18 protein-coding genes are annotated in these 23041 nt (G+C 31.7%); 3 read left to right on the plus strand and 15 right to left on the minus strand.

What is annotated here, in order from left to right; all coding sequences use genetic code 11:
- Positions 1–145: 145 nt before the first annotated feature.
- Both ACVCZW_RS18640 and ACVCZW_RS18645 read right to left on the minus strand, forming a co-directional pair.
- Positions 146–1744, minus strand: a complete 1599-nt coding sequence (locus ACVCZW_RS18640) for a hypothetical protein (protein ID WP_452228294.1) — start codon at positions 1742–1744, stop codon at positions 146–148.
- 201 nt (positions 1745–1945) lie between these two features.
- Positions 1946–3022, minus strand: a complete 1077-nt coding sequence (locus tag ACVCZW_RS18645) for a proline iminopeptidase-family hydrolase (RefSeq protein WP_452233154.1) — start codon at positions 3020–3022, stop codon at positions 1946–1948.
- 122 nt (positions 3023–3144) lie between these two features.
- Between ACVCZW_RS18645 and ACVCZW_RS18650 the strand changes: the two genes are divergently transcribed.
- Together ACVCZW_RS18650 and ACVCZW_RS18655 are read left to right on the plus strand one after the other, a co-directional pair.
- Positions 3145–5052 carry a DUF294 nucleotidyltransferase-like domain-containing protein gene (locus tag ACVCZW_RS18650; protein WP_452233155.1) on the plus strand — a complete coding sequence of 636 codons (1908 nt, stop codon included), beginning with the start codon at positions 3145–3147 and terminating at the stop codon, positions 5050–5052.
- Positions 5053–5688, plus strand: a complete 636-nt coding sequence (locus ACVCZW_RS18655; protein WP_452233156.1) for a 3'-5' exonuclease — start codon at positions 5053–5055, stop codon at positions 5686–5688.
- 983 nt (positions 5689–6671) lie between these two features.
- Here ACVCZW_RS18655 and ACVCZW_RS18660 read toward each other — a convergent pair.
- From ACVCZW_RS18660 to ACVCZW_RS18690, 7 genes are all read right to left on the minus strand, one after another.
- Positions 6672–7436: an NYN domain-containing protein gene (locus tag ACVCZW_RS18660; RefSeq protein ID WP_452228290.1), complete on the minus strand. Its 765-nt coding sequence runs from the start codon at positions 7434–7436 to the stop codon at positions 6672–6674.
- 268 nt (positions 7437–7704) lie between these two features.
- The gene (locus ACVCZW_RS18665; protein WP_452233157.1) at positions 7705–9063 is read right to left on the minus strand and encodes a T9SS type A sorting domain-containing protein; all 1359 of its coding nucleotides are present in this window, start codon (positions 9061–9063) and stop codon (positions 7705–7707) included.
- 164 nt (positions 9064–9227) lie between these two features.
- Positions 9228–9590, minus strand: coding sequence for a hypothetical protein (locus ACVCZW_RS18670; protein WP_452233158.1), 363 nt, complete (start codon positions 9588–9590; stop codon positions 9228–9230).
- Positions 9591–9608: 18 nt separating this feature from the next.
- Positions 9609–10136, minus strand: a complete 528-nt coding sequence (locus ACVCZW_RS18675) for a thermonuclease family protein (RefSeq protein ID WP_452233159.1) — start codon at positions 10134–10136, stop codon at positions 9609–9611.
- Positions 10137–10478: 342 nt separating this feature from the next.
- Positions 10479–11144: a DNA-binding response regulator gene (locus ACVCZW_RS18680; RefSeq protein WP_452233160.1), complete on the minus strand. Its 666-nt coding sequence runs from the start codon at positions 11142–11144 to the stop codon at positions 10479–10481.
- A gap of 3 nt (positions 11145–11147) precedes the next feature.
- Positions 11148–12791, minus strand: coding sequence for a tetratricopeptide repeat-containing sensor histidine kinase (locus ACVCZW_RS18685; protein WP_452233161.1), 1644 nt, complete (start codon positions 12789–12791; stop codon positions 11148–11150).
- A 38-nt stretch (positions 12792–12829) separates the two neighbouring features.
- A complete protein-coding gene (locus ACVCZW_RS18690) occupies positions 12830–13000 on the minus strand; it encodes a hypothetical protein (protein ID WP_452228284.1) in 171 nt (56 codons plus the stop codon).
- Positions 13001–13344: 344 nt separating this feature from the next.
- Between ACVCZW_RS18690 and ACVCZW_RS18695 the strand changes: the two genes are divergently transcribed.
- Positions 13345–14040, plus strand: coding sequence for a hypothetical protein (locus ACVCZW_RS18695; protein WP_452233162.1), 696 nt, complete (start codon positions 13345–13347; stop codon positions 14038–14040).
- Positions 14041–14263: 223 nt separating this feature from the next.
- On the opposite strand, the gene ACVCZW_RS18700 is transcribed toward ACVCZW_RS18695, so the two are convergent.
- From ACVCZW_RS18700 to ACVCZW_RS18725, 6 genes are all read right to left on the minus strand, one after another.
- Positions 14264–14998, minus strand: a complete 735-nt coding sequence (locus ACVCZW_RS18700) for an acyl-CoA desaturase (RefSeq protein WP_452228282.1) — start codon at positions 14996–14998, stop codon at positions 14264–14266.
- 56 nt (positions 14999–15054) lie between these two features.
- Positions 15055–15627: a Crp/Fnr family transcriptional regulator gene (locus ACVCZW_RS18705; RefSeq protein ID WP_452228281.1), complete on the minus strand. Its 573-nt coding sequence runs from the start codon at positions 15625–15627 to the stop codon at positions 15055–15057.
- Between the two features lie 93 nt (positions 15628–15720).
- On the minus strand, positions 15721–15906 hold the full coding sequence (locus ACVCZW_RS18710; RefSeq protein WP_452233163.1) for a CsbD family protein: 186 nt from the start codon (positions 15904–15906) through the stop codon (positions 15721–15723).
- 156 nt (positions 15907–16062) lie between these two features.
- Positions 16063–16623 carry a YceI family protein gene (locus ACVCZW_RS18715; RefSeq protein WP_452233164.1) on the minus strand — a complete coding sequence of 187 codons (561 nt, stop codon included), beginning with the start codon at positions 16621–16623 and terminating at the stop codon, positions 16063–16065.
- A 99-nt stretch (positions 16624–16722) separates the two neighbouring features.
- Positions 16723–17304, minus strand: a complete 582-nt coding sequence (locus ACVCZW_RS18720) for a Crp/Fnr family transcriptional regulator (RefSeq protein WP_452233165.1) — start codon at positions 17302–17304, stop codon at positions 16723–16725.
- Between the two features lie 202 nt (positions 17305–17506).
- Positions 17507–22819 carry a DUF7379 domain-containing protein gene (locus ACVCZW_RS18725; protein ID WP_452233166.1) on the minus strand — a complete coding sequence of 1771 codons (5313 nt, stop codon included), beginning with the start codon at positions 22817–22819 and terminating at the stop codon, positions 17507–17509.
- Positions 22820–23041: the final 222 nt, after the last annotated feature.

Consider the following 23041-nt stretch of genomic DNA (forward strand, 5'->3'; position numbering starts at 1 on the left):
AAAATTAGTAGAACATTATAATTGTTCCTACAAATATTAAAAACTTCGGAAGTAATAAAACAAAAAGGACTACTCACTAATTACTCACTTCTATAAAAAACTGGTTTTCAATTACCGTAAGGTGTGGAGATATAAAATTATTGTATTAGACAACTTTTTTATTTTCTTCAAAAAGCGCATTTAGATATTCTAATAAATTTAGATTCGTTGCTTTAAGATGTATTTTTTTTCCTATTCTAAATCTTTTATTCTCTATCGACCTTAGTGATCTATTTAAGAATACTGCTATTTCTTTATTTTTAAATCCGATGTGTAAATAATAACAGATTATAATTTCTGAATCATCTAATTCTGGATGTTTACTATTCATGGTATTAAAGAAATCGATATTCAAATCATTAACAAGCTCTAGATGGTTTTTGCTTTTATCTAAAACGGTAGAAGAGTTTAAGTGTAAATCTTTATATAATTCTTTTATTCGCTCTCTTTGTTTTGGTGTGTCATTTATTTTCGAAATACTTTTGATTTCCTTTTTCACGTCATTTAAATAATCTTCTAATCCGCGAACCTTCACCTGCAATTTTTCATGGTTGGTTTGCATATATGTATATTCTTCTTTCTTTTTAGTAAACTCTCCTATTTTTTGTTTTATTTTATTGTTTTTAACACTTACAAAAACAATAAAGACAAGAAGTACAAATCCCAAGATTATCATAGCATTTCTGTTTAACTTCTTCTTGCTACTTTCTTCTCGTAAATTATTTTCCGTATTAATTAATGTTTTATTTATTTTAAGACTTGCATCTAAAGTTTCTTTCAAATTTCTTTGATGAAAATCCTTTAAAGAATCTACATAATTATTTTTAAATTCTATATTATTTATTTCATCATAGTAATTACTTTTTAGTTTAAAATAATTTTCAACATCTGCATCATTCATTGACAAACGCAATGCTTCTGCTTGATCTAAATATATTTTTAAAGAATCCTTTTTTTTATTTTTAAAATACCTTTCGGCAAAACAGTTATATAAAGTTACTTCATGCTTTTTATATAATGAAGGTGAAATTGTTACATCATTTCTTAACCTTTCAAAAGGTTGAAAGAATTGTTTTGCATGTTCCAAATCATTCAAATCTAAATAATTTGAAATTAGCATAAACAAGGCATACATATAATAATAACCGTCTTCTTTTATAGATTTATAGTCCTCTAAATGTGCTAATAACAGAGCATTACTTTTTTTATAGTTTTTATTTTGAAACTCAATATAAGCATACATCTGCTCCACTTCTGTAAGCCCATTTTTATTATTACCTAATTCGTAATACGTTTTTGCTTTATCTAAATACACCATTGCTGTAGTATCTTCCTTAATAGAATAAATATTATAAAACAATTCTAAACTAGACATTCCTGCGGTGTCATAATCTTTTTCTATTTCAGCATATTTTAAAGCTAGTAGAAAATTATTGAAAATTTCTGCTTGTTGATTTAACGCATTGTTACTTATTGCTTTTAGTTTATAATATTTGGCTACTTTCCCTTTTAGATTTTCTTCTATTGGTTCTGGAATAACATCTAAATAAGCAACAGCTTTTTTAGGAAACTCATCGATATAAACTTCTGCAGAATCTAAGTATTGCATAGCTATACTACCTTCCTTTTGTTGTCCGAAAGAAGAAGGCACTAAAAAGAATAAAACACCAAAAAATATTAATTTTAAAACCGCGCAACGCATCATAAAAAACAAAGACATTTATAAATTATCAATCTTGCGTAAAATTAAACAAACCATATAAAAAACAGTATTCTTACCCGCTTTATTTCGAATCAAATTATTTTTTTTTTAATACTACCCGCACCAAATACTATTTAAATTACGTTATTTAGGCTAGATACTTTAGCTAAAGAAAAAAGGATGATTTAGCAAGTTTGCATTGACTTAGTCTTTAAAAGCACCATTATCCACATCTTTAATAAACGCAATCAAGCCTTTAAAAAATACTTTCTGATCATCAAATTGCGACAAATGACTTCCGTTAGGGCAAAGTAAAAACCTTCCATTTTCAACTTCGGTAGAAATCCATTTCATATGCTCAGGATCCATAGTATCATGTGTGGCTCCAATAGTTAATGTTGGTGTTTTTATTTCTTTCAATCTATCTTTTACATCCCAGTTTTTAAGCGTTGCATCTCCTTTAATTCCAAACTCACTTGGTCCTTGCATGGTTACATAGACATCCGGATTTAAATGTTTAAAACTTCTATTAATAGGTTCTGGCCAATCAGCAACTGGCATTCTAATCACATGCTCGATATAATAATTATTTACAATTAAATCTAAATATCTCGGATTCCCATAATCTTCATTATCCTCAAAAGTCATAATCTCCTTTAAAACCTCGGGTTTCATTTTAGGTGCTAAAACGGCATCACTATACTTTTGGTACTCTGGAATAGAAGCTACCATATTAGAAATTATTAATCCTTTTAAATTTTTCTGATATTTCAACGCATATTGCATCCCTAGAATTCCTCCCCAAGATTGTCCGTATAAATAGAAATTATCCTTATTCAAACCTAAGGCTATTCGCACTTGCTCTACTTCTTCTACAAAACGATCTAAATCCCAAAGACTTAAATCTTTTGGCTGGTCGCTGTAATACGACCCTAGTTGATCGTAATAATAATATTCTATATTTTCCTGCGGAAAGTACCCATCAAAGCATTCATAAATCTCATGTGTCATTCCTGGTCCGCCATGTAATAACAAGACTTTCATGGTGGGATTATTACCAACACGTTTCGTCCATACTTTAAACTCGCCCTTTGGCGTTTGTATAGGAATCATTTTAATGCCACCTAAAAACTGGTCTTTTTCTTGCGGTTTTAGATAATTTTCAGCGGAAGTATTTGTGGCTTCGTATTCAGAATGTCCTGCATGTTCTTGTCCATGTTCTTTTTTACAGTTTAAACATAATACACTTAATACGACTAGCACTACTATTTTGATTTTCATAAAACGGAAGGATTTAGAACACTAAGTTAAAGAAATAAATCTTCATTTAATAACTATAGTATTTTAGCAACAATATGATAATTATCAGAACAATACCGCTTCTTTTTCTATAACTTAGTAGCATGAAGAATACTATTGCCGAACGTATTTTAGATTTCTTAAAAGGCTTCCCTCCTTTTGATGCATTAACTCACGAGCAACTATTTAGCATTGCCACGCAAGTTAAAGTGCATTATATAGAAAAAGACAACTTTATTTTTAAGCAAAATGAAGATTTACACGATTCGTTTTATGTGGTAAAAGATGGTGCTATTGGTATTTATCGCGGAAATAGTTTGGTAGATGAATGTGATGAAGGTGATATTTTTGGTCTACGCGCTTTAATTCGGAAAGATCAATACTTGCTAGACGCCAAAGCTATTGAAGAAAGTATTGTTTACAGTATGTCTTCTAAAGTGTTAGAGGAAATTATTATTACCAACCCCAAAGCCAATCAGTTTTTAATTGCCAGTTTTGCTACTAATACGCGTAATCCGTATTCGGAAGAAGACAAAGGAACGCTATTTGCTAACGAAGATTTTTTACAACCAAACACCAATAGTTTTACAGAAGTGCAATCTGCAAACTTCTCTAAAAACCCCATTGTTTGTCAGGCGCACACCATTATAAAAGATGCCTGTTTGGTGATGAGTAAAAATAAAGTTGGCTCTATTGTTATTACCCATAATAAAAAACCGATTGGTATTATTACAGACAAAGATTTACGCAATAAAATTGCAACAGGTTTGCACGCCATAAGTGAAGAAGTAGAAACCATCATGTCTGCTCCTGTTATTACGTTTCCGCCAACTATTACGGTTGCAGAAGCACAAATAGCCATGCTGAAAAATGAAATTTCCCATTTGTGTATTACTACAGATGGCACCACCAATTCAGAATTAATTGGGATTTTATCTGAGCATGATATTATTGTAATTCACGGAAATAACCCTTCCGTGTTAATTAAAGAGATTAAGCGAGCAACCTCAGCCGAAGCTTTAAAATACATCCGAGAAAAGGCACAAGAACTGCTTAAAAACTATATAGAACAACATATTCCAATTTCATTTATTGCCAATATTATTTCAGCAATAAACGAAGCTATTACCAAACGTATTATTATTTTAAGTATTACCGAAATACAACAAGAGCCACCTGTTGGTTTTGCATGGTTGGCGATTGGTAGCCAAGGCAGAAAAGAACAATTACTGCTCACAGATCAAGACAATGCTTTGGTTTTTGAAGATGTTTCCGAAGAAAAAAAAGAAACAGTCACCTCCTATTTTATACAATTAGCAAAAGCGATTAACAACAAACTAAATACCGTTGGTTTTGAACTTTGTCCCGCCAATATGATGGCTAGTAATCCTAAATGGTGTTTGTCGGTTACCGAATGGAAAGCACAATTTAAAAATTGGATTACGCATCCAGATCCAGATAAAATGATGCTGTGTAACATCTTTTTTGATTACGATTTGGTTTATGGAAATCATAAACTTGTTGATGAGATGTCTACCAGTATTTTTGAAGCCATAGATAGCTATGAAATCTTCTTGAATTTTATGGGACAAAATGCGTTAAAAAACCCAGCACCTTTAAGCTTTTTTAGAAATTTTTTAGTAGAAGATTCGGGGGAACACAAAGACCAGTTTGATATTAAAGCACGTGCTATTATGCCATTGGTAGATGCTGCGCGATTGCTTGTTTTATCGCACAACACCAAAGACGTCAACAGTACTATTGAACGTTTTAAAAAACTTGCAGAAATAGAACCGCAAACCAAAGATTTATACGAATCTTGTATTAGTGCCTTTCGGATTTTACTGCGTTTTAGAACACAACAAGGTTTAAAAAATAATGATTCTGGAAGATTTATAGATCTGAATAGCCTAAGTAAAGCTGACAGGCTAAAACTTAAAGGTTGTTTTAAGCCAATAAAGGACATACAAGATTTATTAAAAATTCGTTTTAAACTGTCTCAATTATTATAAATGAATTGGTTTAAACGCAAAACATATCCTGATTTTTATAACGCTTACGCGGAAAGTTTTAAAGGCATAAACAACCTTTTAGAAGCGACGCGTTTTGTTGTATTTGATACCGAAACTACAGGACTAAATCCAAACGAAGACCTTATTTTATCTATTGGTACAGTTACCATACAAAACTTTAGTATAAACGTTTCCGACAGCTTAGAATGTTACGTACAACAAGAACATTTTAATGCAGATACAGTAAAAATTCATGGCATTTTAAAAGCAGGATCTATTCATAAAATAGAAGAAACGGAAGGTATAAAGCTATTCTTAAAACATATTGAAGGTGCTGTTTTGGTAGCGCACCATATTGCATTTGATGTCGCTATGATTAACCAAGCTCTAAAACGAATGGATTTGCCAAAACTTAAAAACAAATTGGTAGACACGGGACAGCTTTATAAAAAAACGAAATACGTTAAAGACGTAAAACATTATAGTTTGGATCAACTCTGCGACATGTTTCATATTACTATGCACGACAGACACACGGCTTCTGGTGATGCGTTTTTAACTGCTGTTTTATTTTTAAAGTTTGCTGCTTTGTTAAAAAAGAAGAAAAAAAGAGATTTGAGGTTGAGGGATTTTTAGAAGTAATACACTAGTTCTCGATACAAAATTCTGAAAAAGAATTTCACTCGAACGGACAAAATGTAATTTCACTCGAACGGACAAGGAATAATGCAACTCAACTCGATAAATAGTATACATCTTTTTTTGTCACTTCGAGGGATTTGTGAAGTAGGTACAAATTGTATGGAGAAGTAATTAATCAGAAGTTCTCGATACAAAATTCTGAAAAAGAATTTCACTCGAACGGACAAAATGTAATTTCACTCGAACGGACAAGAAATAATGCAACTCAACTCGATAAATAGTATACATCTCTTTTTGTCACTTCGAGTGATTTGTGAAGCATGAGCAAATGGTATCGAGAAATAATTAATCAGAAGTTCTCGATACAAAATTCTGAAAAAGAATTTCACTCGAACTGACAAAATGTAATTTCACTCGAACGGAAAAGGAATAATGCAACTCAAACCGATAAATAGTATACATCTTTTTTTGTCACTTCGAGGGATTTGTGAAGTAGGTACAAATTGTATGGAGAAGTAATTAATCAGAAGTTCTCGATACAAAATTCTGAAAAAAGAATTTCACGCGAACGGACAAAATGTAATTTCACTCGAACGGACAAGGAATAATGCAACTCAACTCGATAAATAGTATACATCTTTTTTTGTCACTTCGAGTGATTTGTGAAGCATGGGCAAATGGTATCGAGAAGTAATTAATCAGAAGTTCTCGATACGGAATTTTATAAAAGAATTTGCGTTTAGGTGCTCCTTCCTTTAGTTAAAGGAAGGTGGTTTTTGTTGTAACAAAAATCGGATGGTTTGTAGAAAAAGGCGAAGCACTTTTATTAACTCCTCTTTCTTCAAATTCTGAAAAAGAATTTAAATTCTTTCTCCTCTTTAAAAAAGAGGAGAGCCAGTACGATTTATTATTGATATATACATTAATGAGATTGCTTCTTACCTCGAAAGGCCATTAACTTTTCACTTTCTTTTTCCCTATCTCTTTTTACCCTTAGATTTCACTTCTTTAATCTTTACATAAATAAGCTTCGAACGTCCTCTAGCATCTTCTCTTCTTTCAATTTCAAAAGTGGAAATAGATTTAATTAAAGGCGTTAATTTTTGAAATCCGTAATTTCTAGAATCGAAATTGGGTTGTTTCTTTTGCAGTAAACTTCCAACATCTCCTAAAAAAGCCCAACCATCATCATCTGCAACATCATCTATAGTTGCTGCAATAAACTTAATTTCTTTTTGTGTTATTTTATCGTATTTATTCTCTTTACTCACAGACTTTTCTGTAGACGATTCTGATTCACTTTCTTCGGCCTGATTTTTAAGAATCTCGATATATATAAACTTATCACAAGCAACAATAAAAGGGTTTGGTGTTTTCTTTTCGCCAATACCAAATACTTGCATTCCTGCTTCACGCAATCGCGTAGCTAAACGAGTAAAATCACTATCACTAGATACTAAACAGAACCCGTCTACTTTACCCGAATACAAAACATCCATGGCATCAATAATCATGGCAGAATCTGTAGCATTTTTACCTGTAGTATAACCATATTGCTGAATTGGAGTAATCGCATTTTCTAACAATACATTTTTCCATTTAGACAAATGAGGTTTGGTCCAGTCGCCATAAATACGTTTAATGGTTGGATTACCATATTTAGCAATCTCTTCCATCATTTCTTTTACATAAGCGGAAGGAATATTATCTCCATCAATAAGTACTGCAAGTTTAATGTCCATAAATTTTGTGCTTTTTAATAATGAATATAAAGATAATAGCATTATATCAAAAAACCACTCCAATTGGAGTGGTTTTATATGTTATAACAAGTTATTATTTTTTAGCTGCCTTTTTAGCCAATTTTGCAGCCTTTTTTTCTTTAGGTGTTAACGCTGCTTCTTTTTTTACGTTTTTCTTTGAATCTTGTGATTTAGCCATGATTGTATTGTTTTAATATTTTTCTTTTAAATTATAGTTTAAATGTAGTGAAATAATCTTAATCTACTTCTATTGCTTTATAATTCTAATATTATGCTGTCCTTTTTCTGCTAGTAATTTCACTATATAAACACCTGCAGAAAGCGTCGATATGTCTAATTTTAAATTAGATGAAGCCGTATTTTCAGCATACACTTCTTGTCCTAAAAGATTATAAATCTTCACTGCATTTAATACGGATTTGTACTTTATATTTAAAATATCTTTTGCAGGTATTGGAAAAACGGATAAAGCTTCCATATCAAAGGTATCTATACTTAAAGCTGGTGCTACTTCTATTGTAAAATCTAAGGCTTGTCCGTAACCTGCATAAGGACCAAAACCGAAGGGATAAAATTCTATAGCACATGGATTTACTACTGCTGGAGAGTCTCCATCTTGATACGTTTTGGTAATTCTAATACGCGTTCTTCCTTCTTCAGCATCTAAAGGAATAGGGATATCCATAGTTACAGAAACACCATCACTTCCTGTAGAACCAGTAATGGTTCCAATATTATAAACTTCACCAGTATCATCTAAAACATCATTTTGATTCCAATCTATAAATGCAACAATATCATTATCAAAAGCATTTCCATTCATATCATAGGTATTCCCAGAAACTTCCAGTGTATAAATTTCATCTTGATTTACGGCTACAATAGTTCCTGTCTCATCTATTAAAACAGAAGATATATCGGTATTATTAATAGTACTTCCATTTAAACTAACTGTTGTGATTTCTTCCACCAAAACACCATCTCCATTTGTAATCTCACAATACGGAAGCGGAAAAACAGGAGCAACTTCTACTTCTAACATAAAATCTAAGGCTTGTCCGTAACTTGCATAAGGACCAAAACCGAAGGGATAAAATTCTATAGCGCATGGATTCACAACTGCTGGAGAGTCTGGGTCTTGATAGACTTTGGTAATTCTAATACGTGTGTTTCCTAAATTAGCATTTGTTGGAACTGTTATATTTAGCATCACAGAAACACCATCGTTTCCTGTAGATCCAGTAATAGTACCTATGTTGTAGATTTCACCAGCATCATCTAAAACATCATTTTGATTCCAATCTATAAATGCAACAATATCATTATCGAAAGCATTTCCATTCATATCGTAGGTATTCCCTGAAACTTCAAGAGTATATATCCCATCTGGATTTACAGTTACTATAGTTCCAGTTTCATCTAATAATACGGATGTAATATCTGTATTGACAATAGTAGCTTCCCCAAAATTAACTGTTGTGATTTCTTCCACCAAAACATCTCCTGCATTTGTAATCTCACAATACGGAAGTGGAAAAGTTTGTGCTTGAATTCCAATAGTGAATAGTGCAAATGATAGTGTAAGTACTTGCGTAATTTTTTTCATAAATTTTAGAATTTGATTAAACTCTAATTTATAAAATAAAACACACATATTTGTAAGATGCTGTTTTTTAACAGTATACTTTAATTTAAATACGTGTGCTTTTGTTAAAGTCATTACGAAGACGTAGGACATGTAAGTCTGTATGTTATATACTTATTTATTCTTTAATGCTGATAACATCTACCATTAGCATTTTTTGTTTTCCGTTTACAGCGCTTACTTGCTTTTGTTTTACCTGTGCATTGTGTTGCTGTTGTTTTTTTGGCTGTTGTATTCCTTTGACTTGAAGAAAAGGCATTAGCATTTGTAGCTGTGGTATTACTGTTTGTTGGCTTACAAACGGAACAAGCTTTAAAGCCTAATTCTATTGCTTTTTCTAAAGTGTATTCTTTTTTTGAATATTTTAAATATCGACAACTAGATTTATGATACTTTTCTCCTGTATTTGTTGTGTAAACGGTTTGCCCTATTGCAGTACATGTAAATGCAAAAGTTAAAATTAATAATATTATTTTTAAAGGTTTCATTTAAACTTAGATTGCTTCTCAATCCTTTTTTTTATTTAGTTTTCGCAACTTATATGCTTTCTTTTTATTAGCTCTCCATTGCCATGGAGAAATAGCATTTTTATCTGCCCACAAGCCAACTTTATCCTTTCTTGCTTGATCTTCTAAACTTTGCAAGATGGTGTCTTTTGAATATTTAACATAATGCCAAGCTAATCCTTGTTTAACTAGTTGGTGGTTTAGATTAATAGAATCCCCATAAAACACATTTGCTATTAAACGTCTATATCGATCTTTCTTTAAAACTTCCACGATTACCTGCTTGCTAAAAACGGCATCGGATACAAATTGTTTTGCTTTTGCTGAAAAGGCTTGTTTTTTTTCAGGACAATCTATATTTGCTAGTCGTACTTTTACAGTTATCGAGTCTTTAGTTAATAGTTTAAAAGTATCGCCATCCATAATACCGACTACTTTTCCTGCGATGATTGTAGGCTTTAAAGTGCTATTTGAATATTTATAAGAGGATAATATAATTACGAATAAAAAGAACCAAAATTTGGGCATAGCTTGACAATTTAATTTAATCTAAATTAGCAGTATTTAATAACTGTTTTTCAAATACATAAGTATTATCCATAGTGTTTATATTTCTCTAGTTTCCTTTTATCTTTTAACTGATCTATTTTTTTTCAGTTAAAGAATTAATTAGGTTTTGGACTTCCAATATTATTCCTTTTACCAAACTTAAGCCTATTAAAAAGGATGTTTTTATAACAAACCGTAAAAAAAAAGGCAACCATTACAGATTGCCTCTTCTCTTCCTTAATTTGCTGATTCTAATAACAAGCACACAATTTTAAGCAAAAAATTAATCTGTTTTTTACTGTTTCCCGTAAAAGGTTTTTTTTATATCAATCCTAAATCCTTAACAATTGCAATTAAGTGAATGGCATTATTCGCTTTAAACTGAATACGCAATTTATTCAGACGTTTCTCTATAGAACTTAAACTGCTAGGTGTAATATTATTCGTTTTAAGATGTGCACTAATTTCATCTTGAGATAAACCATTAGAAAGAAGTTTTACTAACTCGATATCAAAACCGTCTATTTCTAAATTTGTTTTTTCACTTAATGCTTGCGCTACTTGTGGTGACACATAGATTTCATCATTATACACCGCTTTAATGGCTTTACCTAGTTCTATTAAACCTCGCCTGCCTTTACATACATAGGCATTGGTTTTATGCGTACCCATTAAACTTCTTACTCTTTGTAAACGGTCTTCTACAGAATAGACTATTATTTTTAACTCTGGATGTTCTTTCTTTAAAGCGATTACTAATTCTTCACCAGAAGTAAATTGTTGTTCTCTATGATCTGATACAAAAGATAAATCGGTTATTAATAAATCGTAAGGAGCATCCTCTAAAATTGCTTTTTTGATCCTTAAATAGGCATCATCACAATATTGTACTTGCTGCACGTTTTTTATAGACATGCTATCTAAGACTGTTAAAACACCTTGATTGATGCTTCCTAGGTCATCCGAAACTAAAACTTTATGAAACATATTTTAAATTATAATATTTGCTTTAAAACCATTATTAGTACTAGAATCAAAAGTAATAGTTCCATTTATAGTTTCTATACGGTTTTCCGTATTCTGTAAACCATTATATTTTTTTAGTATACAGCCTACACCATTATCTTTATAATTAATGCTTATTTTTTTATTTTCTTTATGAAATACAAGCACGACGATACTCGCGCCACTATGCTTCTTCATATTAGTCATAAGTTCTTGTAATACGCGATAAATTGCTACCTTTTTAATTGCGGATAAAGATTGCCAATCTACAGTAGAAATACCTTTTGTGATCACATTTACGGTATTACTTTTATAACTGAGGAGTAAATCTGTAATTGCATCTTTAAAGTCTTGCTCCATATTAATAGCACTACTTTCTTTAGAAATATCCCTAGTTTTGGTATAAATATCTTCTAAATCATCTAATACATCTTCATTTAGATAGGTATGGTTTTGCAACTTTGTCATTACTTGATATACATCATTAGCAACCTCATCATGTACTTTTTTTGAAATCCGGGTTTCAGTATTGTAAACCTGTGAGAGCTTCTCTTTTTTATGTTTCGCTCTCAAAATAAAATATAAAAAAGTAGTACATAACAGCAGAAAAAGCAATCCAATAAAAAATAAAATTTGATCGTTTTGTCTTTTAATTTTATTTATTTTAAGTTCACCAGATTTCTTATCATAATTATATTTTTCAACGGCGTATCGATTCTTAATTTTCTCTTTACTAGCATTTACACTATCTGTTAATCGCTTATAAGTAAGAACACCCATATCTTCATTAATACTCATCTTATTACCTAATGCACTTATTATATAGTCTATGTTTTTAGTGAAATTTGCAATATCTAGTGCTTTGTCTGCATATAACAAAGCATTTACTCTATCCTTACGGTTTTTGTAATATTCTGATAGGCTAGAATAGCTTGAGATAATTCCTTGTTTAAATTTTTTATCTATTCTTATTTGAAGTCCCTTATTTATATTACCCAATGCTTCTGGTAGATCTAATTTAGATTGCACCACTCCCAAGTTATCTAAAACTCTTGCTTGATTTAAACGATCCTTAATAATCACACTTTTAGTATACGCTTCTTTATAGTAATTTATAGCTACTACATATTCCTTTTTTTCTTTATAGACATTACCCATATTATTTAAAACCGTAGCTATTTCTTTTGGGCGATTTTCAATAGCTAATACCTTTCTAAAATAGTCTAATGCTATACTATATTTATAGAGTTCTTTACTAATAACTCCTAAATGATTATATAATGAAATTCTATATTTATTATATCCGTTTTCGTCTAATTGATCTAATAATTTTAAAGCTTCAATAGCCGAGTTTTCACTATCATACAGAACCCCTATTTTCTTTTCTGCTCTAGCTATAAAAATCAAGTTATAAACTACAGCTAATTTATTATCGGCATGTAAATTTTTAATTTTTTTATTTTGAAAATACCCTAAACCAATAACAAGATCCTCATTTAGTTTTGGTTTATTAATAAGGTTAACATAATACGAACTGCTATCTATACTTTTTTGAGCATATATCTTGGTAGTAGAAATTATCTGAAAAAACACAAAAAAAAAGAGGAATGATTTTACTAAGTATCTCATTCCTCAAATTTAGAAACATTTTTTAACTAACAATAGTTTTATCCTCGATTTCCTGGTGGTGGCGGTGGAGGTGGCGGATCTATATCCCCATCTTCATCGCAACAATCTACTGTTGCTGTTGGTGCATCTTCCTGAATACTAGTTGGCGTACAAGAAAATAAAGCTACATTGAGGAAAACCGTAAGGAGAATTACATATATTTTTTTCATTTTGTTATATTTTAAAATTGGACATACGTGTTGCTATTCGATATGTTTTATCGAAAATTTTTACAGGGCAACACCCTAAAATTTTAGAGAGACGTCTCTCGCTTCTTTGGGAAGTATGGAGCGCAGAAGCAAATAGTTATTGTTACTTCCCAAGTGGCAATACCATTTTACTTTGCTGCTCCAGTATAGAATGGATATATTTCGTAAACCATATTACGCTATGGTGTTTATCCGTTCTGAAGCAAATAAAGGATAGATTAAAAAAAAGAATAGTGACAACATAATGACATCTGTTTGACATGCATGTGACACCAAACTAAATAACTATTAATCAGTGATTTAAAATGAAAATAATAGAAACCAATACAATTAAAAAGGAAGCATTAATTGAAAAATTGATGGCACTAGTATTTAAAAAAGTAGCAGAAGATTCTAGTGAAACGACTGGATATGGAATTTCAAAATACTTGTATACTGCTATTCATGAAAAAATTGCAGAAAGAACATTACTACGATATTATGATGGCTACCTATTAAAAAAGGAAAGCGAAAAAACCAAACCAAACTCATTTAACCTAGATGTACTTAGTACTTATTTAGGTTTCGAAAATTTCTCTGATTTTTCTCTTCAAAAGAAAAACACTACTAAAAGGGAATCCATAAGTTTTAATAAAAAGTTAAGCCTTATCGGTTCTACAATTATAGTTTCTTGTATTGGCTACATTACTTATGATAATACAAAAGAAAATTGCATGATTTGGGTAGATAATACACATTATGAAAAAGTGTCTTGTGAAGAAAAAGGAGATATTGAATCTATTACAAAAGACATGTATGTTCTAGAAAAATTTAAACGAATAGCCCCAGATTCTACCTATGCTTTTTTTAAAATAGATGGAAAGGAAAACTTATGGTACGGAAAAAATAGTAAGGGCGATTTAGAATATTTTACTAGTTTTGAAAAGCATCCAATTACGGGTGAAACATTAAAAAAGATCACTCCGTATATGATAAAAAATCACATTTTTGAGAATTATTAATCGGATTTGAATGTAATACTACCTGTTTTTAGAAACAAAAAAAGCAACCTTTACCGGTTGCTTTTTTTGTTTCTGCATTAGGGCTTTCCGCTATATCTTTTTTGCCATAAAAAGCAAAAAAGATATAGCGGAAAGCCTGACGTTTTGCCTTTTTTTGGCAAAAGGTAATGCCCTACGGATTAACTATAAACAGATTGCTTCGTCGTGCCTCCTCGCAATGACGTTAACTAGTAGCTTTTTTCAATTTAATAAGATGCATTTTATCTAGTACCACCATGATGCAATACGTAGGATCAATCTCGTGCCATTTGATTCCGAAATTTGCGCGTCCGCTATGCGAATGATGATTATTGTGGTAGCCTTCGCCCATCATTAAAAAATCGACAGGTAAAAGGTTTTTTGAGGTGTCTGAAACTTCAAAATTTCTATATCCGTAAATGTGTGCAAACCAATTAATAATCACGCCATGAATTGGTGCCATTAAATAGGCAACTGGTAAAAATAGCCATTGCCACCAAGCAGTTGCAAATACAGCAAAAAATGCGGTGTATAAAACTACCCAAACTAATCGAGACGCTCTAGAGCTTGCAAATTTATCGAAAGCTTCCCATTGCGGAACGTTTTTAGTAAACTTATCTGCTACGGCAATACGTTTTTGATTGATATCTTGATAGATGTTTTTGGTACGCCACATCATAGTAAATACATTGGCGTCATATTTTGGAGAATGCGGATCTTTTTCGGTATCTGCATAGGCATGGTGCATTCTATGCATAACACCGTAACCATACGCACTTAAATAATTGGAACCTTGAAATAGCCATGTTAAAAAGAAACACACTCGCTCTGCAAACTTAGACATAGTAAAGGTTTGATGCGCTGCATAGCGATGTAAAAAGAAGGTTTGAAAAAACAAACCGGTATACCATAAAATAATGATAAATATAAGAATAGTCATAATCTTCGCTTTTTGTAAAGGTCGGAATATGTTATGCGAATTACAATGAACCTAGGTTAAGAAATTCGTTTTCTAATTCTACTTAATGCTTGTGCGGTTACACCAATATATGAAGCGATATATTTTAACGGAACTTCTTTAATTAAGTTTGGTCGTTCTGTGAAAAGTTTGAGGTAACGGGCTTCGGCAGTTTCGTTTAAAAGGGATTGTTCACGTTTGGATTTGATAAGAAATAAACGCTCGGAAGACATACGCCCAATGACATTACCAACAAAACTTTTTTGATATACTTCTTGTAAGTCGGTATAGGAAATACTCCAAATTGACATATTAGTGAGTGCTTCAATTTGGTACAACGAAGGTTCGTGAGTTAAAAAAGAATCATAAGCACTTATAAATTCGTTTTCGAAACAAAAACCAAAGGTGATTTCTTTTTCTTTATCTTCTTTAGGAATTAAAAAACGTGCGATTCCAGATTCTATAAAAGAGATGTAATTTTCTACTTGACCAACCTCCACAAGCTTATCTTTTTTCTTGAATTCTCGCTTTACTAATTTAGAGGAAAACAATTGCCAATCGGTATCATCTACAGTTATGGTTTCTTCTATATAGGCTCTAATGTTTTTCATAATTATCTATTACTACAAAGAACGTTATTTTATATAAAAAAAGCATCCTTATTGTAGTAATAAGGATGCTTTTTTAATGGTAATAATTCAAGTTTACCAGTTTTCTATTTCACTTTTAATCTCTTCTTTTGTTTTACCGTATTTTTCTTGGATTTTCCCTGCTAATTTATCGAAATCGCCTTCAGCTTCTGTATACTCGTCATCTGTAAGCTTTCCGTATTTGCTTTTAAAATCACCTTTTATCTGTTTCCATTTTCCTTTAAATTGATCTGCATTCATAGTATTGTGTGTTTTAAGTTAATAATACTTCAAAGATAATGCAGAACTAAAGTACTTATTATTGCAATCGATTTAAGGATTAACGCATTTACTAATTAAAGAAAACTTTAACAGATCTGTTTGCTGTATTGGTATGATAAAGAAGAAATAGATTTTTTAGAATTGTAAATCTGCTACTAAATCAAATTCGTCATAAATTGCTTTATCTTTTAAATCATCAAAAAAGCTAGTAGAACCATATTTTACATCAAATTTTGTTCTGTCTACTTTTAGTGTTGCTGTTGCTTTGCTTCCGTACACAGATATATTTATAGTTACCGGATTTGTTTTTCCTTTAATCGTTAAGTCTCCAGTAGCGGTATACGAGTTTTTTCCTGTTGCTGTTACTTCGGTAAATACTAAGTTTGCAGTTCCAAATTTACTTACTCCAAAAAAGTCATCCGATTTTAAATGTCCGTCTAATTTGTCTTTGTATTCTCCTTCAAGATCTGTACTACTAATGGTTGTCATATCTATAACAAATGTACCTCCAGTTAATACTTCGTCTTTAAAATCTAAAGATCCAGATTGTAAGTTTATTGTTCCTTCATGAGAACCTGTTACTTTGTATCCTTTCCAAACTACTTTACTATCTGTAGTTTTAATCTCTTTGTTTTGCGCTATTATAGCGGTTGAAAATGTTGCAAATGTTATAATTGCGGTTAAAAGTGTTTTCATTTTTATATGTTTTTATTTGTCTGAAGCAAAGATCTAATAATATTAGGAAAGAAAAGATGACCTAGTTTATTAAATGTTGTTAATGTAGATTAACATTTTTTATTGGGCAGCGATTTGACTTTTTATTTTACTTAAAAATTCTTTGGTAATCCCTAAATAGGAAGCGACCATATACTGCGGAATTCGTTGTTCTATTTCGGGGTAACTATCTCTAAAAATGAGGTATCTCTCTTTTGCAGACATACTAAAATTTCGAACGATTCTTTTTTGTGAAGCTACAAATGCTTTTTCAATAGTTTTTCGGAAAAGTCGTTCTAACTTAGGAATTTGCGCATACGTTTCTTCCATGTTAGTATGTGAAAAGATAATACATTCGGTATCTTCTATACATTGCACATTAAAATCGGAAGGTGTTTGAGAAATGAAACTTCCAAGATCGGAAGTCCACCAATCTTCCACCGAAAACATAAGGATATGTTCTTGTCCTTCGGTATCTACATAAAACATTTTGGTACAACCAGAAACCACAAAACAAATCGATTTATTGACATCGCCTTGTTGTAAAATATATTGTCCTTTTAAATATTTTCTAGACGTAACTTGACTGGTTAAAAAAGTGATCTCTTGGTCGGTTAACGTTACTATTTTACTTATATAGTTTAAAAGTGGTTGTAAATTCATGCTCCTATTTTGATTGCTTAACAAATATAAAAAAAGCCATTACAGGAATGGCTTTTTATTAATCATTAAACAGATTGCTTTGTTACTAGCAATGCCGATTGTTTCTGCATTAGGGATAGAACGGCATGTTTGAGCTCCTCGCAGAGAGCGAGTAGTGAGAGCCCGACACTTTGCAGCTGTTGCGAAAAAGTGGAATGCCCAACTAATTTAAAAGCTTTTCTATTTCTAGCTTGATTTTATTTAATTGTTCGATAATGATTTCGTCTTTTATATAATTTAGTAAAAAGTCTATTTGAATAATTTCGTTTTTAATATATCGCGGACTATATAAAAGCTGGAATACATGTTTAAATCTGGCTATTATATCGATTTCTATATTTGGTTTAAACTTATTGTTTATTAGCATTAACCCAAAATTAGCTTCTGCCATACCAATAAGCACCGAGACGTCTAAGTCGGTTTTATCATAATCTTCAAGCTCTTGATGGAAATCTATTAGGTAGGATTTTATATCTACGCTGTTTTCAAATGCGCCAGAATTTGTGATGGAATCCTCTAGTTTATCGTCTCCTAAAAGCTCGATTATATGTCCGACAAAAATTAAATTCGACATCGCATCTAAACTATTACCATCGTATTTATTAGTGGATGTTTTATACGAATCGACATACATGGCGAATGCTCTTTTAAGGTATTCAATTTTTTCTTTGGTAGTTTCTAAATGTGTGGATGCTAATTTATAGGCATTCCCTACAATATTTAATCGGCATGGATTTTTACCTACCAAGGTTAAAAACTCAATTTCCTTTAAGTCATAGACCAGTGTTTTTCTATTTAAATGATTGGTTTTAATGATACAATATTGCTCTAAAGCTTCAATGGAGAAATTACCATTAGAATACACAAATAGGTCTTTAAATTTTTGTAGTGCAATTTCTGTTTCGCCCAATTCATTATACACCAAGGCTTCTTTTTCTAAAATATTAGCGTCTAATAAATTTGCTTGCTCTACCTTTTCTAAATAACCTTCTAATTTTTGAAGCGCTTGATTGCTATTGTATTTTTGGTCTCTAATCGCTATTAATAGGTTATCAAAATCGGTATAAATCTGCGAAGGAATTACATATTCAAAGTCTTCTTTCTTCTTGGATCCTCTGGTAATAAACCTGTAAAACTGATTCCCATAACATTGATATGCTCCCCAAGTACTGGTATTAGAATGGTTTTGATAACATGCTAATCTTGCTTTTTGAACCGCACTTCCAAACGTATCTCCTTCTAACATATTTTTATAAAAGACTTCGGAAAAAGTTTTTGCTGCGGCATCATTAACTGCCCAACCAGAAATAACAATTGCTTTAACGCCCATTTCTATAAGTTGCGTTCCTACATTTGCTGCTAAGCGATATCGTTCTCTGGTATATTTTTCGTCTTCCACATGTATGGCTCCGGAATAGCAACAGTTTATAAATACAAATTCTGGAACATACCCTAATTGTTTTATGGTTGCCGGATCGATGCAAATACTTTCACCAATGGCTATTCCTACTTCGTTATTTTCTGGATCGTATAAACCATGTCCCGCAAAATGTAATATTTTATATTTCTTATTAAACAACTCCATCATTATTGGTGCTGCAGAAGCATTGATCATCGATGTGGTTTCAAAACCAAATTGATTTAATTTTTTAGTAATCCACTCTGCTTCTTCTTTTGCTGCTGGCAATTGTGGCAGATTATCGCTATTATAATTGGGATCACCTACAACAAAAACACTATTATTATTTAGGGATACCTGTGAATTATAGGTTGCATATTCGGTAACTAGCTGTCTTATAAAACTCGAGCTTACTGCTGCCGGCGTTTCTCCTGTTTCATGATCGTGTAATAATTCCCAAGGTATTTGTGCCGCATTCTTATCTAGTTTGATAATCATATTGGCTTGGTTTCTAAAAGTATCTTTAAACTCATTAGGCACTAACATTTCGAATAATGCCTTGGATAACCTTTTGTCCCAAATAGATTGATAGGATTTTTGCTGTAATAAAAAGTTAATTTTATTTAAACCAATATCAATCATTTCTTGTTCTACTCTTGCTAATCCGTTGGACGAATAATATTTAAATCCGACCACATTATCTTTTTCGTTTCTATCTTTACTTTCTTTTACAACGCCATTAATATGCAGGTTATACCACCAGTTATATTTATTATCCGAATACAATTGTTTCTTTTTCGCACCAGCTCTTCGTAAAACACCTTTGGTTAAATTAATGGAGATTCGATTGTCATTATCTTGCATTCTGCTTAAACTGAAGTATGCCTGACTTGCTACAGATTCGTAGTAATTAATAATCTCTAAATCTTTAATTTGTTTTAATCCTTCACCTCTATCTTTTATATATGCATTTGCTGCCGAAACACCTAGTAAAATACCTTTAAGGGAATCTTCTAATGGCAATTTACCATAGCCGATACCTATTAAAATAGCCGATAGTCCGGTGCCATATTTTTTAACTTCTGGCAGCGTATAGTTATCTCGCATAAACATGGCATACTTTAAAGTCGCAAACTTCACCGTTTTTGCTAATAGAAAAGTGGTTAGGTTATCCGAACTTCCTAGTCCGCAAATAACAGCTCCTTTAGGCTGCGTTTTCAAATTAAAAAACACCTCACTTTCTCCTACTTGCCCCGGATAATAACCAATATCTAAACGCTGTGACAATCGATTATTTAAATAATTATCTAATGCTTTTTCGGCACTTAAAATCAAGTCCATATAAAAGTGCCCAACCATAACAGGAAAAGAAGATATTCGTAAATCTCCATTAATAACACTAACGTTTATCATTTCGGTCTCCGTCTCTGCAACTGGTTGTGTATCAAATAGTGCTTTTACTACATCTTGTTGGTTATGTAAAGGTTCAGCATATCGATATACTTCACTAATTACTTCTCCGCTTCTAGACTTTGGCTGTTGCGTACTAAGTTTATTAGTACTTCCTGTTGCGATGATATCTTCAATACCTTCAAAAATATATTTCTCATTTGCCAGATCGCCATGCGTAGTATTAGAATAGTATAAATTGGTACTACCAAGAAGTTGTTTCGGAATACCTGATTGCCAAGTAACACTTCCATCACCATGCGAGGTGGCTTTGTACACTAGTTTTTCATAGCTGGATAAAAATCTACTTTTAAAGGTATAATCGAAAACGGTTTCTTCTGCTTTTCCTGCTACGTAATATATATTCTTAAAAACATCTTTATTTTCAGGAGTTTCTAAATCTTTTAAAAAGTCTAGAACGCTAGTTCTAAATGCTTTAAAATCTTTTAACGATCTCTCATTTTTACTTGGTTCGGGCATGTGTTTTAGATTCGCCATTTTATCTAAATCTTTCCAAAACTTAGCATCCCAAAAAGGCCTTTTGCTATATTTTTCGATAGGTAATAACTCGAATACACCAGGATATTTCCAAAATATTTTTAGAAGGTCTTTTTTATCATTTCTAAAGTCTAAAGCTGCTAATTGTTTTACACGTCTACTATGACCAGTAAGCACTTCCATAATAAGATAAGAACCCAGCCATGGTGTTCCCAACATGATAAACTTGTTCTTTTTATTATCGGAAAAATCGGACCATACATTTTTAAAATCCATCATGCATTGTCTGGCAACCAATCCGCCCATAGAATGCGCAATAATATTAATATTAGCATTTGCTTCTATTAGTGTTTCTAATTGTGTACTTAATTCTTTGGCTGCTCCTTTTACAGATTTCCGCCAATCAAATTCCAATGTTATTACATCATATTTACCAGAATAATATTCGCTTATTTTAGAATAAAAGTCCTTAATAATACCGGAAGCCTTTACATTATCGGCACTAATATTTAAGTTATTTACAATAGCGCCTTTATTAATATTACGCATATTTACCCATTGATCATCGTCATCACTAGCTAGTGTAGATCCCATAATTCCAGGAATAATAATGACAACGTCTCGAGAAATATTGCTTGGTTTTAGTGAAAAACCGTCTAATGAAAACGTATCTAATATAATGCCTCTGTCTGCATCCGAACTCTGCAATAGCGTATTATAAAGGGTAGCTGGGTTTTGTTCCGAATCCTTAAAAGCCTGAAGTATAGCATCGCATGATTTTACATTAGAAAAGTATTTGAAATGGTTTGTATTGCTTCCTTTGGAAAGAAAAAAATGTATGCCATTGGTCCTTTGTACACCATGAACCATACGATACGTATCTACTACAAGATCATTTTCGGTACGATAAAAAAGATTGGCAAGAATAACTTTTAAGGAGCTAAAGTTTACTCCCGAAACATCCGAATCTCCTGAAATAGCATATAATTCACTGGCTACCGTAGTATCTGCAGCATTCATCATTTTTTGAAATAAAGACTCCGGCATCATGCTATTTAAACCTGGCAGTATTTCGGGGTTCTCTTTTTGCGAAATCAATTCCATTAAAAAGGATTTTACCGCTTCATACATCGGATTTCTAACACCAAAAGCTATAGAAACCGCATTTAATAATAGATTAAAAAAGTGGTCTGCTCTTCTAGATAGAATCGTTGTTCCACTTGCTGGAGCAGCTACTCTTACCACCTTATCAATTTTAATCCGCTTATTCACCACCAAAGCATTAATATCTAGCATCAATTTATAGGAATATGCATCTTCCTTTTTAAGAATACTTAATTCATTTTCGCTAAACCCAACCTTAGAAACATAATTTCTAAAATCACATTTTGCAAGAATATCTGCTACCAAACCACCTCTAGAATGACTTAATATATCAATAGTGCAATCATCTGGACAGCGATTTAAAAAATCTAAAGCATTTTGTAACGGACTTTGAGATAAGGTATAATGCTCTAATGCTAGAATATTTGCGCCATAAATTTCAATAATATCTTGCCAAGCATTACTACTATTCAAACTACCAAAAGCATCGATAGTAGTAGAAAGTGTGCCGTGAAGTAATAACAAGTATTTATCCTGTTTGCTTTTTTTATACGGTACTAATTTAAAATTAGCATCTACCTGATATAAACCTGGATGTGGTTGTACTTTTTTATCATAAGTTTCCCCAAGTACTTTCATAGAAACTTCGGCAATCTTTTTAGCCTTAAAAACACTAAACACCTTTACCAAAGCGCGTTTAATAAGTCCTCTAGAATTTTCGTCTGTTGCTATTTGCGTTTCAAACAAATAATCATCATCGCCACCAGATCTTTTTTCTAAGGTTTTTTCATTATATATTTCTTGAATATCTTCGGGATGTCCTATCCATTCCGTATTATCTGTAAACTGTAGAGACAGTAAATCATGTTCTTCAAAGGAGACCGTAATGGGTTTATTTTCCGATCGGTTGGAAGATACTTCAATACTTGTTTTTAATTCAAATTTAGCTTGTAATGCAATAGGTAGTATGCTATCTACATTATCTACTTTAATTTCATTGCCGTAAAACTTTGCTTTTCTAATCATAATTCGCACCTTATTACTGTTTTTATAAAACATATAAATCACACGCAAAAAAGTAATACTTGCGCGCAAACCCATCTGAATACAGATAGTTGGGATGCTATTAATTTATTTCTAGGAAGAAATAGTTAAGATTAACTGTGATAAATATACAAAAAAAAGATAAAACCTTTCTTTTATTTCATGTCTTCGGCACATAACCAACAGAAAGGCAATAGATTATAT

The sequence above is a fragment of the Lacinutrix sp. MEBiC02595 genome, from assembly GCF_053601555.1.

Excerpts from the sequence above, each read along its gene's own strand:
- ACVCZW_RS18640 (WP_452228294.1), bottom strand. The coding sequence starts at position 1,744 with ATGATGCGTTGCGCGGTTTTAAAATTAATATTTTTTGGTGTTTTATTC.
- ACVCZW_RS18645 (WP_452233154.1), bottom strand. The coding sequence starts at position 3,022 with ATGAAAATCAAAATAGTAGTGCTAGTCGTATTAAGTGTATTATGTTTA.
- ACVCZW_RS18650 (WP_452233155.1), top strand. The coding sequence starts at position 3,145 with ATGAAGAATACTATTGCCGAACGTATTTTAGATTTCTTAAAAGGCTTC.
- ACVCZW_RS18655 (WP_452233156.1), top strand. The coding sequence starts at position 5,053 with ATGAATTGGTTTAAACGCAAAACATATCCTGATTTTTATAACGCTTAC.
- ACVCZW_RS18660 (WP_452228290.1), bottom strand. The coding sequence starts at position 7,436 with ATGGACATTAAACTTGCAGTACTTATTGATGGAGATAATATTCCTTCC.
- ACVCZW_RS18665 (WP_452233157.1), bottom strand. The coding sequence starts at position 9,063 with ATGAAAAAAATTACGCAAGTACTTACACTATCATTTGCACTATTCACT.
- ACVCZW_RS18670 (WP_452233158.1), bottom strand. The coding sequence starts at position 9,590 with ATGAAACCTTTAAAAATAATATTATTAATTTTAACTTTTGCATTTACA.
- ACVCZW_RS18675 (WP_452233159.1), bottom strand. The coding sequence starts at position 10,136 with ATGCCCAAATTTTGGTTCTTTTTATTCGTAATTATATTATCCTCTTAT.
- ACVCZW_RS18680 (WP_452233160.1), bottom strand. The coding sequence starts at position 11,144 with ATGTTTCATAAAGTTTTAGTTTCGGATGACCTAGGAAGCATCAATCAA.
- ACVCZW_RS18685 (WP_452233161.1), bottom strand. The coding sequence starts at position 12,791 with ATGAGATACTTAGTAAAATCATTCCTCTTTTTTTTTGTGTTTTTTCAG.
- ACVCZW_RS18690 (WP_452228284.1), bottom strand. The coding sequence starts at position 13,000 with ATGAAAAAAATATATGTAATTCTCCTTACGGTTTTCCTCAATGTAGCT.
- ACVCZW_RS18695 (WP_452233162.1), top strand. The coding sequence starts at position 13,345 with ATGAAAATAATAGAAACCAATACAATTAAAAAGGAAGCATTAATTGAA.
- ACVCZW_RS18700 (WP_452228282.1), bottom strand. The coding sequence starts at position 14,998 with ATGACTATTCTTATATTTATCATTATTTTATGGTATACCGGTTTGTTT.
- ACVCZW_RS18705 (WP_452228281.1), bottom strand. The coding sequence starts at position 15,627 with ATGAAAAACATTAGAGCCTATATAGAAGAAACCATAACTGTAGATGAT.
- ACVCZW_RS18710 (WP_452233163.1), bottom strand. The coding sequence starts at position 15,906 with ATGAATGCAGATCAATTTAAAGGAAAATGGAAACAGATAAAAGGTGAT.
- ACVCZW_RS18715 (WP_452233164.1), bottom strand. The coding sequence starts at position 16,623 with ATGAAAACACTTTTAACCGCAATTATAACATTTGCAACATTTTCAACC.
- ACVCZW_RS18720 (WP_452233165.1), bottom strand. The coding sequence starts at position 17,304 with ATGAATTTACAACCACTTTTAAACTATATAAGTAAAATAGTAACGTTA.
- ACVCZW_RS18725 (WP_452233166.1), bottom strand. The coding sequence starts at position 22,819 with ATGATTAGAAAAGCAAAGTTTTACGGCAATGAAATTAAAGTAGATAAT.